The organism is Anabaena sp. WFMT, from assembly GCF_051781005.1.
Classification (GTDB): Bacteria; Cyanobacteriota; Cyanobacteriia; order Cyanobacteriales; family Nostocaceae; genus Anabaena.
Genome location: NZ_JBPWOA010000002.1, coordinates 594111 through 608200 on the forward strand (window position 1 = coordinate 594111; position 14090 = coordinate 608200).

At 41.5% G+C, this 14090-nt stretch carries 16 protein-coding genes; 8 read left to right on the plus strand and 8 right to left on the minus strand.

What is annotated here, in order from left to right; all coding sequences use genetic code 11:
* Window positions 1-3 precede the first annotated feature (3 nt).
* Window positions 4-717, minus strand: coding sequence for a cobalt transporter (locus ACSQ6I_RS02890; protein WP_438888785.1), 714 nt, complete (start codon window positions 715-717; stop codon window positions 4-6).
* Between the two features lie 99 nt (window positions 718-816).
* Window positions 817-969: a hypothetical protein gene (locus tag ACSQ6I_RS02895; protein ID WP_438888786.1), complete on the minus strand. Its 153-nt coding sequence runs from the start codon at window positions 967-969 to the stop codon at window positions 817-819.
* Between the two features lie 358 nt (window positions 970-1327).
* On the opposite strand from ACSQ6I_RS02895, the gene ACSQ6I_RS02900 reads away from it, so the two are divergent.
* Window positions 1328-1807 (plus strand): GNAT family N-acetyltransferase, encoded by a 480-nt coding sequence (locus ACSQ6I_RS02900; RefSeq protein ID WP_438888787.1) that lies wholly within the window; start codon window positions 1328-1330, stop codon window positions 1805-1807.
* Between the two features lie 114 nt (window positions 1808-1921).
* Here the strand turns inward: ACSQ6I_RS02900 and ACSQ6I_RS02905 are convergent, their stop codons facing one another.
* Window positions 1922-2548, minus strand: coding sequence for a TetR/AcrR family transcriptional regulator (locus ACSQ6I_RS02905; protein ID WP_438888788.1), 627 nt, complete (start codon window positions 2546-2548; stop codon window positions 1922-1924).
* 99 nt (window positions 2549-2647) lie between these two features.
* Between ACSQ6I_RS02905 and ACSQ6I_RS02910 the strand changes: the two genes are divergently transcribed.
* The gene (locus ACSQ6I_RS02910; protein ID WP_438888790.1) at window positions 2648-3040 is read left to right on the plus strand and encodes a nuclear transport factor 2 family protein; all 393 of its coding nucleotides are present in this window, start codon (window positions 2648-2650) and stop codon (window positions 3038-3040) included.
* A 17-nt stretch (window positions 3041-3057) separates the two neighbouring features.
* On the opposite strand, the gene ACSQ6I_RS02915 is transcribed toward ACSQ6I_RS02910, so the two are convergent.
* Window positions 3058-3216, minus strand: coding sequence for a hypothetical protein (locus ACSQ6I_RS02915; RefSeq protein ID WP_438888791.1), 159 nt, complete (start codon window positions 3214-3216; stop codon window positions 3058-3060).
* 128 nt (window positions 3217-3344) lie between these two features.
* Between ACSQ6I_RS02915 and rppA the strand changes: the two genes are divergently transcribed.
* From rppA to ACSQ6I_RS02935, 4 genes are all read left to right on the plus strand, one after another.
* Window positions 3345-4043, plus strand: coding sequence for a two-component system response regulator RppA (gene rppA / locus ACSQ6I_RS02920; RefSeq protein WP_438888997.1), 699 nt, complete (start codon window positions 3345-3347; stop codon window positions 4041-4043).
* Window positions 4044-4266: 223 nt separating this feature from the next.
* The gene (gene rppB / locus ACSQ6I_RS02925; RefSeq protein WP_438888792.1) at window positions 4267-5643 is read left to right on the plus strand and encodes a two-component system sensor histidine kinase RppB; all 1377 of its coding nucleotides are present in this window, start codon (window positions 4267-4269) and stop codon (window positions 5641-5643) included.
* Between the two features lie 62 nt (window positions 5644-5705).
* On the plus strand, window positions 5706-6584 hold the full coding sequence (gene truB, locus ACSQ6I_RS02930; RefSeq protein WP_438888793.1) for a tRNA pseudouridine(55) synthase TruB: 879 nt from the start codon (window positions 5706-5708) through the stop codon (window positions 6582-6584).
* Between the two features lie 190 nt (window positions 6585-6774).
* Complete coding sequence (locus ACSQ6I_RS02935; protein ID WP_438888794.1) at window positions 6775-7557, plus strand: DUF928 domain-containing protein; 783 nt, start codon at window positions 6775-6777, stop codon at window positions 7555-7557.
* 12 nt (window positions 7558-7569) lie between these two features.
* Here the strand turns inward: ACSQ6I_RS02935 and ACSQ6I_RS02940 are convergent, their stop codons facing one another.
* Together ACSQ6I_RS02940 and ACSQ6I_RS02945 are read right to left on the minus strand one after the other, a co-directional pair.
* Window positions 7570-7866, minus strand: coding sequence for a hypothetical protein (locus tag ACSQ6I_RS02940; protein WP_438888795.1), 297 nt, complete (start codon window positions 7864-7866; stop codon window positions 7570-7572).
* A 172-nt stretch (window positions 7867-8038) separates the two neighbouring features.
* A complete protein-coding gene (locus ACSQ6I_RS02945; protein WP_438888796.1) occupies window positions 8039-9199 on the minus strand; it encodes an ABC transporter ATP-binding protein in 1161 nt (386 codons plus the stop codon).
* A 269-nt stretch (window positions 9200-9468) separates the two neighbouring features.
* Here ACSQ6I_RS02945 and ACSQ6I_RS02950 point away from each other — a divergent pair, with 269 nt between their 5' ends.
* Window positions 9469-10662, plus strand: coding sequence for a sensor histidine kinase (locus ACSQ6I_RS02950; protein WP_438888797.1), 1194 nt, complete (start codon window positions 9469-9471; stop codon window positions 10660-10662).
* Between the two features lie 63 nt (window positions 10663-10725).
* On the opposite strand, the gene ACSQ6I_RS02955 is transcribed toward ACSQ6I_RS02950, so the two are convergent.
* Window positions 10726-11442 carry a GUN4 N-terminal ARM-like repeat domain-containing protein gene (locus tag ACSQ6I_RS02955; RefSeq protein ID WP_438888798.1) on the minus strand — a complete coding sequence of 239 codons (717 nt, stop codon included), beginning with the start codon at window positions 11440-11442 and terminating at the stop codon, window positions 10726-10728.
* Window positions 11443-11954: 512 nt separating this feature from the next.
* On the opposite strand from ACSQ6I_RS02955, the gene ACSQ6I_RS02960 reads away from it, so the two are divergent.
* Window positions 11955-13376, plus strand: coding sequence for an NADP-dependent isocitrate dehydrogenase (locus tag ACSQ6I_RS02960; RefSeq protein ID WP_438888799.1), 1422 nt, complete (start codon window positions 11955-11957; stop codon window positions 13374-13376).
* A gap of 147 nt (window positions 13377-13523) precedes the next feature.
* Here ACSQ6I_RS02960 and ACSQ6I_RS02965 read toward each other — a convergent pair whose 3' ends face one another.
* Window positions 13524-14033, minus strand: a complete 510-nt coding sequence (locus ACSQ6I_RS02965) for a DUF29 family protein (protein WP_438888800.1) — start codon at window positions 14031-14033, stop codon at window positions 13524-13526.
* Between the last annotated feature and the right edge of the window lie 57 nt (window positions 14034-14090).

Here is a 14090-nt window from a genome sequence, read left to right on the forward strand (position 1 = left end):
CAATTAAACGCCTCCCTTGTTCTTGCGATTGCCTACGATAACAGCGATCGCTCCACCCACAACTACGACTCCACCGCCGACTCCTGCTAAGATACCCATCGGGAATCCGCCCGATTGCTGAGTTGTTTCACCAGCCTGTGAGACGAGATTACCGCTGGCATCATGGCTATGAGGTATTCCTTTAGCATCTGCCTGAGCATGGGCTGTATCAGTTTTAGGAGTGGCACTTGCAGATGGACTGGGTGCTGTATCGGCGGTTTCAGTGTTGGGAGTGGGACTCGCAACTGGACTGGTTGCTGTATCGGCGGTTTGGGTTTTGCGCGATTCGGCATAGAGCGACAAACTACCTTGGGTAATGAGCTTTTCCCCAACTGACAATCCTTTGGTAACAGTGATTAATTCGCCTTTGGTCGCACCGGTGGTAACTTCCACTGGCTCATAAAAATCCTTATACTGCACAAAGACTATCTGTTTGCCATCGGCATCAACCAATGCCGTTACCGGAATCATCACCGCAGATCCAGATTTGGCAGAGGAGGCGATCGGCGTGACAACAATACCTAATAGTTGATCGGTTTGGGAATTGACTTTCACGCGATTAATGCCGCCTGTTGCTTGAAATTCATCACCATGTCCAACGTGAGCAAATACAACTGTGGGCGCACTGATAATTAAACTGGCTGCCAGAATGGAACTCATTAACATAAAAGGTTTCATAATCACTCTTCACAATGGATAGGGGGTTAAACAAAAGTTCTCCATAGTTTGCCAAAGGTCAGATGAAATCCAGGTGAAATGGCAAATGTTTTTGTAAGATCAAGCTCGTGGTTGATTTCCCTGAAGTGATGCGAATTTTACTGGTGGAAGATGAAGCAGAATACCCATCGGCAATCCACTTGCCTGCTGTGTGGTGTTATGGCTATGAGCTAGGGTGTTAACTTTGTACCATTTTAGGTGTTCAAAATTCATGCAAAATATATGCCAGTAGTTCTAATCAAGGGGGCTACGCACAGCCTTACCGCCCCGATTCAGAACATGAGCATGGATATAAATAATCACTAAAAAATTCGGCATAATACCCAGATAGGGATGTAAAAAAGAAGTTTTCCGTATATTCAGACAGGAGTTCGTTGTAATGCTTGATATATTAGGATTGACAAAAGATTATACGGAAAGTTTCCGTATAATAATATAGTTATGCGGCTCAATTCTGGGTGGGGTAGTAGTTTAAAGGCTATCTGTGAGTATCCAAAATTTAGACGATATTGTTTCGTAGTATTTTGTATTATGCTTGGCGAAGTTCACAGATTTTTGTTTCGACATCAAAATGCAAATTGAAGCATACACCCCCCATCATCTTGAGGCTGTTGTTCGGCTTTCGCTTCGGGCATGGACTCCGGTCTTTGATTCACTTCAGAGCGTTATGAATGCTGATGTATATCAGGCGTTCTATCCCAATCAATGGCAAGTGAGTCAGCAAAAATCTGTTGAGGATGTCTGTGCTGCGGAAGACACGAATGTATGGGTTGCGATCGATGAAGGCTCTACTGTGGGCTTTGTAGCTATGAAACTACACTCAGAAGACAGTATGGGTGAAATCTACATGGTTGCTGTCGATCCAGATTTTCAAGGTCACGGCATTGGCAGCGCTTTGATAGAATTTGCTTTAGCTCAGATGAAAGATGCTGGGATGTCTATTGCGATGGTTGAGACGGCAGGTGATCCTGGTCATGCTCCAGCACGTCACACTTATGAGAAGGCAGGTTTTGAGCTTTTCCCAGTGGCTAGATACTTTAAGGCGCTTTAAGTATGGACTGGAGTCTCAAGGTTGTCTTTGTTCTGTGGCTAGTCAATGGCGCTTGCCGCATAACAACCCGGCTGGAGCGGACTGTTGGGAGATATTGGTGATGTTGCAAAAGTTTTACTGAGTAAAAAGTCCGATGTGTAGTGTTCTTGCGGTGGCTTCAATGTGTGCAGATATTTCACCTGGCATATCAGTAATGAAAGGTAGTTGCTCATCCATGAGCAGCACTGCAAGTCCATGAATCGTCGCCCAGATAATTCGTACTGTCCTATCAACGTCTTGATTTCTAAGACCATCACGGTATTTTGCTGTTTCAACAATCCTAAATAACGGTACCGCAGCAACTTTGGAGATGTTCTGAAGTGCAGGTTCAGTAACACGCTCTTTCAGGCTAAACATTAGGCGGACAAGTTCAGTATTTTCAAGTGCAAACACTACGTAGGCTTCTGCGATCGCTCTAATTGTCTCGAGGGAGTCGTCTTGCACGGGTTGAGCAGCTTGTTGTAGGGCTTTAGCCAGTTGTTCAAATCCTCGCTGCGCCACACTAATCGTTAAAGCTCGTTTACTCGCAAAGTGTCGATAAACGGCTGGCTGGCTGACTCCAGTACTGCGTGCTAGCTCACTCAAGTTGAGAGCCAGTCCCCCTCCCTTTGCAACCTGTTGGCAGGCTTCATCAAGTAGCGCTTCATGCAAATGCCCATGATGATACTTTTCACTACTCACAATTGACTTTACACTCCTCATGTTATAGACTATAACATTATAGGTGATTTGCGGCGGGAGACGGGCAACATTGTGTCGCTTTCTTGCTTTAACGATATTCGGAGTTTATGGTGAACAATCATGAATTCAAATCAACAGTTTCTGCAAAATTTATACGAAGCCTTCAACAATCGCGAGCTTGAAACAATTATCTCGGTGATGCACCCAGACGTGAAATGGGCGAACGGGGTAGAAGGCGGTTTCGTTTATGGACGCGACGCGGTGCGCGAATACTGGACTAATCAATATAAGGTGATTCAAGTGCAGCTTGAAACCTTAAAGTTTGAGACGGATGAAAACAATCGAAATGTCGTTACTGTTCATCAAATCGTCAGAGATTTGCAAGGCAATTTACTTGCGGATACAACAGTTCAGCAAATCTTTACCATTGAGGATGGTTTGATCAGTCTTTATGAAATTGGCGAAACTGAAACAATCCAAGAGATGATTCAAAAGACGAGAACTTCCAATTAGCAATTATGTTTCAGCTATCAGTATAGTTGATCGGTTTGAGCATTGACTTTGACGCGATGAATGCCGCCCGTTGCTTGAAATTCATCACCATGCCCAACGTGAGCAAATACAACTGTGGGCGCACTGATAATTAAACTGGCTGCCAGAATGGAACTCACTAGCATAAAAGGTTTCATAATCACTCCTCACAATGGATACTGATTTAAACAAAAGTTCTCCATAGTTTGCCAAAGGGCAGATGAAATCCAGGTGAAATGGCAGATGTTTTTGTAAGATCAAGCTCGTGGTTGATTTCCCTGAAGTGATGCGAATTTTACTGGTGGAAGATGAAGCAGATTTGGGACTGGCAATTAAGCAAGTCCTGATTAGCGAAAGATATGTGGTGGATTGGGTAACAGATGGTACTGAAGCATGGCTGTGTCTGGAAAGCCAGTGGACAGACTACACAGTTGCTATTGTTGATTGGCTGCTGCCCGAAATGTCGGGATTGGAGTTATGTCAAAAGCTCAGACTACACCAAAATCCCTTACCAGTGCTGATGCTCACAGCTTTGGGTCAGCCGGAAAATCGGGTGGCAGGGCTGGATGCGGGCGCGGATGATTATTTAGTCAAACCCTTTGTGATGGAAGAATTACTGGCGCGGTTGCGGGCGCTTCAAAGGCGATCGCCTCAACTACAACCGTCCACCCTGACTGTTGCAGGTTTTACTCTGGATACAGCAAACAATGTGCTAAGAGTAAATTCCGATGAATCTACGCCTCTAATAATTCCCCTAACTACCAAAGAATTTCAGTTGCTCATGTATTTGATGCAGAACCCCAATCGCATCATTCCCGGTAGTAAATTGCGTCATCAACTTTGGGATATGGATGAAGAGCCGATTAGTAATGTAGTTGCGGCGCAAATGCGTCTACTACGTCGCAAGTTAGCAAATCATGGCTGTCCTTGCCCGATTGAAACTGTTCCCGGTGCTGGCTATCGCTTTACAGCTATTTTCAGGTAAATGAACTACATTTTTATATCTCACGCAAAGGCGCAAAGGCGCAAAGGAAGAAAGAAATTAATTTAGATAGGACTTACGCACAAGTCACGAAAGAACGAACCACGTTCGTGCAGCGTCCCGTTAGGGATAGAAAAGAGGGTTTCAGAGATATTTTGCGTAAGTCCTATTAGAGTGTGGTCTAAATACATGAGAACTGCTATAAGTCTCAAGTTGATTCTCCGTTATGAATAGCTACTCTCTTTTTCGGCGCAGTCGTCTACGGTTAGCCCTCTGGTATGCCGGAGTTATGGGCGTGATTTTGAGTGTTTCTGGCTTGGGGATGTATCGCGCAATGGTACAAACAAATTGGGCAGCAATGGAGCGCGAAATTGAATCAATTGCTGGAACTTTACACGATAGCGTTGAACCACTGTTACCGCCTTCCGAAGAACCGACTGCTGTGTTGCAACAAATTTTTCCCGATCTTTGTTTGAGTGGACAACCCTGCAAGGCTACCCCAACGCTGATTCAACGGCACACCATCGGCATTAGCGATCGCACCACATACTATATTCGGCTGTTTAATCATCAAGGGAAACTTCTAGCTTTTTCACCCAATCAACCGTTATCTCTGCCGCCAACTCTCAACCGCAGTTCATGGCAAACTTTTCGCACGGCTAAGGGCATTCGCTATCACCAATTCACCACGATTTTGCATAGTGCCAATACCCATCATCTAGCTAATGAAGCCAATGCTGATTCATCCTGGGGCTATTTGCAAATTGGCCGCACTTTAGAACATTTTGATGCGGAAATCAGGCGGATTCAATGGATTATGGCGATTGGTTTGCCTATTGCTTTGAGTTTGGTTGCTACTTCCAGTTGGTGGCTTTCAGGATTAGCAATGCAGCCGATTTACCAGTCCTATCAGCAACAGCAACAGTTTACTGCAAATGCTGCCCACGAATTGCGATCGCCCCTCGCTAGTTTGTTGGCGACTGTGGAAGCTATCCTCCGCATACCGCAATCAAATCAACAAGATATGCAAATCATGCTTCATACTGTTGAGCGACAGGGGCGGAGGTTGAGCCATTTGATTGCAGACTTACTCTTGTTAACCAGTTTGGAGCAGAATTCATCCTCAAAACCTTTTCAGGACTGTTGCTTAAATGATTTGGTGAGCGATTTGACCGAAGAATTTTTAGAGCTGGCCACGGCTGCTGATATTAACTTAACCTGCCAAATTCCCACTAGCGAGGTTTACACTCTAGGTAACGAATCCCAACTTTACCGTTTAGTTTCAAATTTGATTGCCAATGCTATCCAGTACACACCCAGAGGGGGATATGTAACTGTTAGCTTAGTCAAGGGTGATTACACTGCTGTGATTGCGGTGAAAGATACGGGGATTGGGATTGAGCTTGCTGATCAGGAGCGAATTTTTGATCGCTTTTACCGTGTTGATGGCGACCGCTCTCGTAAAACCGGAGGCACAGGTTTGGGACTAGCGATTGCTGTGGCAATCGCCCAAAAACATCAAGCGATTCTGAAAGTTGAAAGTCAGGTGGGAAAAGGTAGCATTTTTACGCTAGAAGTAAAAACCGTATCTTCTAATACATAGAAACTTGTTCAGACATAAAAGCGATTATAATTATTTACGAATTAAGCATTACAAATTATTCTGTGCAAGGATTTCTCAACCTCAATAAACCATTAGACTGGACTTCTCACGACTGCGTAGCGCGAGTCAGAAGACTTTTGCGTCTGAAACGGGTAGGACACGCTGGAACATTAGATCCTAAAGCTACTGGTGTGTTGCCGATCGCTCTAGGTAAAGCTACCAGATTATTACAATATTTACCTGGTGAAAAAGCTTATCAAGCCACTATCCGCCTTGGTATACGTACAACTACTGATGATTTGGAAGGGGAAGTTATTACTTCTCAATCTTGTCCTGGGTTAAATTTGGCAGCAATAAAAACAGCACTTAGGCAATTTATCGGCACAATTGAGCAAATTCCCCCTAGTTACAGCGCCATTCAAGTGGATGGGAAACGTCTGTATGATTTGGCACGTAAAGGGGAAATTGTCCAAGCACCAGTGAGGACAGTAGAAGTTTTTGATATAGAAGTTATAGACTGGCGTGATGGTGATTTTCCGGAGTTGGAAATAGCGATCGCTTGTGGTGCAGGAACGTATATTAGAGCGATCGCTCGTGATTTAGGTATAGTCTTAAACACAGGTGGAACTCTGGCCGCTTTAACACGAACACAAAGCAGCAGTTTTCACCTCAAAGATAGTCTCACCCTCACCGACTTAGAAACCCAGATTCAAGCAGGGACATTTCAACCTATTCTCCCAGATGCAGCCTTACAAAAGTTACCATCTGTAAATTTACCAGGAACATTTGCCAAAAAATGGTGTCAAGGTCAACAAGTTGCTGTAAATCTGGATATTTTGGGAATAGTGCGAGTCTATGAACAAGAAACCCGCTTTTTAGGTATTGCACAATTACAAGACAATGTGTTGATTCCCCAAATGGTTTTTGAACCGATTTCTTAATTTAAGTTTTCGCCGAAATCCTTTTCCCTCATACCTTGGAGCCTCATGCCTCTGACCTTATCCCCACGCTCAATATTCACAACCACCTACTGAGATACACCTCAAAATCTTCACAATATCCTCGTTGATCTACGGAATTTAGCTTTCTGAATGTGAATTTTAATAAAGTAGCAAACAAAATCTCACTATCATGAATTTACAAAAGTATATTAATTCTTTGACTTTAGGAAAAATTGCTGTCGGAATTTCTCCAGCGCTGATAATTTTATCTACCTTTTCTTTACCCTCATCAGCACAACTTTCTCCAAGCCTTCAATTACCAACAACACCTAACAGCAAATTATTAGCACAGTTGCAATTTCCATCCTCACCTGACCGAGGTAAACCGCAAAGAACCGGTGCAGGAGGAAGACGTGGAAATTCTTGTATTAGTAGCCAGAATGACCAACCATCTTTAACTGCTTTAATGCCTACATGGGATAATAATGGGCAAACAGTTTCTAATAATCCAGCATTGTATGTGTATGTTCCCCAAATTAATACAAAATCTGGAGAATTTGTATTAATAGACGAGGAGGGAAATGAAGTTTACCAAACTAATTTCATTCCACCTGATCAACCAGGAATAGTCAAATTGACCATCCCATCTAATGCTGCTTTGAAAACAGGCGAAAAATATCAATGGTTCTTTACAATTATTTGTAATTCTGAAGATAGAAGTCAGGATGAATATGTATCAGGTTCACTAGAACGGACTACCCTAGGTTCATTATTAAATAGTTATCTTCAGCAAGCAGCACCTCTCAAAAAAGCGGAGATTTACGCCAAGAATAGAATTTGGCATGATACTATTAGTAACGTTGCTAACTTGCGTACTGAAAATCCAGATGTATGGTCACAACTGTTAAAATCAGTTGGTTTAGAGAAGTTAGAGAAAGAACCTTTCGTTGATTTCGGTACACCGAAACCCTAATGTTTGATGACTTCATTCCCAAGTAGCTACATCCCGCAACACATGAGGAATTTCTCCCTGTGATAAGGGAAACTCTAAAAAGGTTTCCCTATACCCCAAATATCCAGACTCAGTAAAAGACATTAGCATTCGTGCTAGTGCTAACCACACTTCTGATTCATATTCCCAATCACTATAACGTCTAGCACGACCAGCTATGGAACGTAGCGCCCAAAAGTAAGAATTTCTCACCACAGACCCACCTTTTTTAAATTCAGGTACATCTTCTTTATGAATAAATAAAATATTATTTTCGATTCTGGTTCTCATATATTTTAGATTTTAGGTAAGTATTCAAGATAGAGAATACTCCAAGTCAGGAGAATAAAGGCTTTTTTAGTTAAATTTGATGATTTTGATAAAATCTTACTTCTCTCTATTCTTCATTTCATAAGCATTCTGAACCGCAGGTCTGCGTAGCGTCTCCTGAATTCTTACGATTTCATACCATCGGAAAAATCCTCTCCCCAGTGCTTGTATCAAACACAAATAACTGATTTAAATCTAATTGTAAATTTAGATGTTCACCTGGATATAAACGCACATCTCCACCCAACTGCACATTTATAAATCCAGAAGAACCCGGTAAACTTGCACGAATCAAAGTTTCTCTTCCCAAAGGTTCCACCACCTTAACCTCTGCAACCAAACCTCCCCACTCTTCCTCTCCGCGTTCTCCGCGTTCTCTGCGCCTCTGCAGTACCCTGCGGGAAGCCGCTTGCGCGTCTACGTTAATCTCTTGAATATAAATATGTTCAGGACGAATACCCAAATTACAAATTTGTTCTGGGTGCAAATTTAAACCTGATCTGATATTTTGAGGAATGGCTAATAATTGCCCACTAATATCGAAATTATCACCTTTATAAATAACCGGTAAAATATTCATGGGTGGATTACCCAAAAAACTTGCTACCATCTCATTAGCAGGAAGAGCATAAATACTTTGAGGCTCACCAATTTGTTGAATTCTACCGCGATTTAAGACTACGATTTTATCAGCCAAAGTCATCGCTTCGACTTGATCATGGGTGACGTAAATTGTCGTAATTCCTAATTGTTGATGTAGCTGTTTTAATTCGGCTCTGGTATCATCTCGTAATTGAGCATCTAAATTAGATAAAGGTTCATCAAGTAAAAACAGTTGTGGTTGACGTGCGATCGCTCTCCCTAATGCTACCCGTTGTTGCTGTCCCCCCGATAGCTGCTGGGGTTTACGATTTAACAGATGTTCTAGAGAGAGCGATCGCGCTACAGTAGTTACTCGTTCTTGAATCGTCTTCGGATCAACTTTCCGCATCTCCATCCCAAAGGCGATATTTTGCGCTACTGTCATGTGGGGATACAGGGCATAATTTTGAAATACCATGGCCACATCACGCGCTCTGGCTGGGATATCATTAACCAAGCGATCGCCTATAAACAGATTACCAGATGTAGCAGTTTCTAATCCGGCAATAGTTCGCAAAATCGTAGATTTACCACATCCTGACGGGCCAACAAACACCCAAAACTCACCATCAGGAATTTCAAAGCTAATATCCTCGATAGCAGTGATATTGTTAAATTTACGCTTAATATTTTCTAGAACAACTTTTGCCATTATGAAATTAATTCGTTGTATTTGGCAGTTTTATACAATTATAAGGGAATAGTAACTATAAACTCCGCGCTGCTTTTAGATGCTCTCATTGTACTCTTCTGATATTTTAGGAGGTGAATGGCATTTTTAAAGCTGTAGTTGACAGGTTGCTTGCTATCTATTTTCGATCCTATGTAATTCATCTCATGATTTATATCAATAATTGTGAAGATAATCTTCTAGAATAATTAAACTCATTGGTGTACATTAGATTCACGGAATTTAAACAAATGGATTTTAGTCAAGTGCTGGCTGATAAAAATGATATTATTTTAGATAAATGGGTGATAGCTGTTCGCCAAGATAAACAGATAGAAAGTGCTGACAATCTATCCTTCAGTGCAATTAAAAATCACATTCCATATATATTGAAAGCAATAGTAACAGTCCTTTCAACATATGAGAGCAATGATTTTAAGTCAATCGTCACTGCTAGTTGGGAACATGGAGTGATTAGAGCCGCACAAGGCTTTAACTCAGAAGAAATTGCTAGGGAATATCATCATTTAAGAACAGTGATATGTGATGTAATACAAGAAGACTTGTTGGAGGGAACTCCTAGAGATATCATTCGGGCTTTTCGGTTGATTAACACTGTACTTGATGAAGCCATCGCTCGCTGTTTTAATAGTTATGTTGATGAACGATTAAGAGAATTAGATCATCTTTATAAGACTTTAATGTTGCACAATCAGGAACTCACTAGATTAGTTAATGCTAATCGAGAAAATCTCTCTTTACTAACTCATGATTTAAAACAGCCTCTAGCTTCGATTATTGGCTACTCTGATTTATTTTTACGTCAATATCAAAAAACTGATGAAAAAGAAACTTCTCACAATATTGAACATATTGAACGAGTATTACGTAATGGCAGACAATTACTGCGTTTAATTAATGATTTACTAGAAGTATCGCGATATGAGTCTGGCAAAATCAAACTTGAACTGACATCACCGGATGTCTGTGAAATTATTACTAATGTATGTGAAATGCTTGAGCCTTTAGCTGCTGAAAAAAAATTAGACCTCATAGTTAATTGTGAACAAAAAAACCAAAAAATAATCACAGATGCATTTCAATTACAACAAATTATCATAAATCTTGTTAGTAATGCAATTCGTTATACAGAGTCAGGAACTATTAATATTACTTTTCATATATCAGATAATCAAAGATGGGAATTTATCGTTGATGATACAGGTATTGGCATTACACCAGAAAACCAAAAGCAGATTTTTGAACCCTATTTTCGTTGCACTACTCAAAAGTCTCACCTACCTGATAGCAGTGGTTTAGGTTTAACAATAGTTTCGCACTTAGTAAAACTATTACAAGGTGAAATTAAGCTAGTTTCTCAAGTAGGAGTTGGTTCTAGTTTTACTGTAATTTTGCCTTTGCAAATAGAAATGAAAGAAAGTTGATTTCGATCAGAGACGCAAAAAGGCTAAAAATAGTTTTGCGTCGGGAGCATCCCGGCTAACTGCCTAGGTATTCCAAGCGGGATGATTGAGAAGCGAAGACATCACCCGCACACCCCGCAGTTGATTAGAGAGGGGTAGATGACCTCTAGGGGCGCTTAAATCCCATGTGAACTCATGTGGGTAGCGTGTCCAGTTATTACCGCTTTTCCAGCCAATTTTCGTCCAGAGGTTGATCCAGTTTTTACCCAACCCCAGCCAAATTTCTCGCTGTACAGAAAAACCAAACTTCCCTTCCGAGTGGACTACCCACAAATGATTAATAGTTCGTAAGTCCTGAGTAGGGAAATTATCTACATCAGTGAAATACAACCATTTTCTCTGTACTGTTGTGGGGCCTGCCAGTTCACACATTTTTTGGATAGTCAGAAGGTCAGCAGCTTGGAACTCTTGACGAGTTAGTAGCTGTTGCAAAGAATTGTAACTGATCCCACAGTCTGATTTTAGAGGTACAATTCCTTCAGGAAAGTTAGTTTCTAGAAATTCTTTGGCTGTAGGTGCATCAGAGTTGTAGACTACTTGGTAGGCGTTACCATCAATCCAAGTTGCTGGAGTGTCACGACGTTTCAGTAAAAATTCCTGCAACACCTCCAATCCCTCATTACCCAAGTTAGCTAACTGTGGGATGATTTGTTGTTGGACTTTTTGGGACCCAGCGATTAAATTTTGGCGCAGGGAGTCGATGTTATTAGCAGTGCCTGATAAAATCATTGGGTCTGTCATGCCATTACTCGTGTTAGCGGTGAGCGTGAATAAACGATTCAGCTATTGGGCATTCTACAAAATGAAGCACAGATAGCGAAATGTAGTTTACTATTTTTGACCGTACAAAATAGCGATCGCTTAACTGAAACCTACACCTGAGCTACCAATACTGTATCAGTTAAAGCCGGGGATAATCTGCGCCTCAGGCATAAAGAGTGAGTTGCAGGAGTTCAGAATATAGGAGTTGCAGGAGTTACAGGAGTATGGCTATAGTTTGCGTGACAAATTAGGAGTCACTCGATTTTGGATTGACGATTTTGGATTTTGGATTGACGATTTTTCCGTCCTCAAGGACGGGGCTTGTATCAAATTTTTTTAATCTAAAATCTAAAATCTAAAATTCCCGGTCATACTGCCAAGATGCTCCCTATCACAATGGAGGAGTTTTGAAGATCAATGTATTCCTTAAACTTCTGAACTTCTGAACTCCTGCAACTCCTGGAAATTCTTCTATTTGGAGTGTGTTAACTATGTACGATAAGATTACCCCCCCAACAACTGGAGCAAAAATTACCTTCAAAAATGGTGAACCAGTTGTCCCTGAAAATCCTATTATCCCTTTTATTCAAGGTGATGGGACGGGTATAGATATTTGGCCAGCAACCGAAAAAGTACTTGATGCTGCGGTAGCTAAGGCATACAAAGGCAAACGAAAAATTAGCTGGTTTAGGGTTTATGCTGGTGATGAAGCTTGTGATTTATACGGAACTTACCAGTATTTACCCCAGGATACATTAACAGCTATTGAAGAATATGGCGTTGCTATTAAAGGCCCTTTGACTACTCCGGTAGGTGGGGGGATTCGTTCTTTAAATGTGGCACTACGACAAATTTTTGACCTTTATACTTGCGTGCGTCCTTGCCGATATTACGCTGGTACTCCATCTCCACACAAAACCCCGGAAAAACTGGATGTAATTATCTATCGGGAAAATACGGAAGATATTTATTTGGGGATAGAATGGAAACAGGGAAGTGAAATAGGCGATCGCTTGATCAAGTTCCTAAATGAGGAATTGATACCCGCTACCCCAGAACATGGTAAAAAGCAAATTCCCCTCGATGCGGGAATTGGCATCAAACCCATCAGCAAAACCGGTTCTCAGCGTCTTGTCCGTCGGGCTATCAAACACGCTTTGTTATTGCCTAAAAATAAGCAACAAGTGACCTTGGTGCATAAAGGCAATATTATGAAATACACCGAAGGCGCTTTCCGTGATTGGGGTTATGAATTAGCCACCAGCGAATTCCGTAACGAAACGGTGACAGAACGGGAATCTTGGATTTTGGGTAACAAGGAGAAAAACGCCAATCTCTCCTTAGAAGAAAATGCCCGTCAAATAGATCCTGGTTTTGATTCTCTGACTCCAGAGAAGAAAGCGCAAATTGTCAAGGAAGTGGAAACAACTCTTAACACCATTTGGGAAAGCCACGGAAACGGCAAATGGAAAGAGAAAATCATGGTCAATGACCGGATTGCTGATAGTATTTTCCAACAAATCCAAACTCGTCCAGATGAGTATTCTATTCTGGCGACAATGAACCTCAACGGTGATTATTTGTCTGATGCGGCTGCGGCTATTGTGGGCGGTTTAGGCATGGGGCCAGGGGCGAATATTGGCGATTCCTGCGCCATTTTTGAAGCTACCCACGGTACAGCACCCAAACACGCTGGGTTAGACAGAATTAACCCCGGTTCTGTGATTCTTTCCGGTGTGATGATGCTGGAATTTATGGGTTGGCAAGAAGCCGCAGATTTGGTTAAAAAAGGATTGGGGGATGCGATCGCAAATTCTCAAGTCACCTACGACCTAGCGCGGTTAATGGAACCACCTGTAGAACCACTAAAGTGTTCTGAATTCGCCGACGCAATCATCAAGCATTTCGGTTAATTTCAGGTATTTCGATACCCCTTAACAAGGGGGGATAAATTTCTCAAAGTCCCCCTTAATAAGGGGGATTTAGGGGGATCTACAAATATTGAATACCACGCGAAACAGTTTTCAGGCATCCTCTCAGAAGTCGGGTATCGAACCTTTTCATCCCCAATTCTCACCACCAGCTAACTGACAGAGATAATCATCCATAATCGCTGGCAATTCCTTTGGTGAAGAAGTATAAGTTAAAGATAGGAATCTAATTGCTGTAGTTAAAATTTGGTTTCTATCTAATATCGCTGACAGTTGAGAACGAGTATATTTACCATTCATTACTTCTAAACTCGCATCAGCGATCGCATCTTCAATTACTTCCTCTTCTATTAAATCTTCCCATTCATCTTGATTGACATAATAGGATTTTTTATTTTCTTTAATATTGATTTTTTGAATTTCTCTAATTGAGTTACGAATAGAAGCAGCCCAAGAATTTGTTAATCGCTGTTCTACTTGATTTTTAATGAAATGAATTAGGAGGATTTTTAAGAATGATTGAATTTGTCTGAGATTAGCTTGTTTACTCATTCCCTCTAATTCATCCACAATTGCTAAAGCATCTGCGTAATTTCCTTCTAAAATACTATTTCTGAGGTCGATTAATTCCTGTGTCATTTTCCTTAAGCTCCATTTTCATAGAATGATCGGCATTGATTTGCGACTTGGAAATTA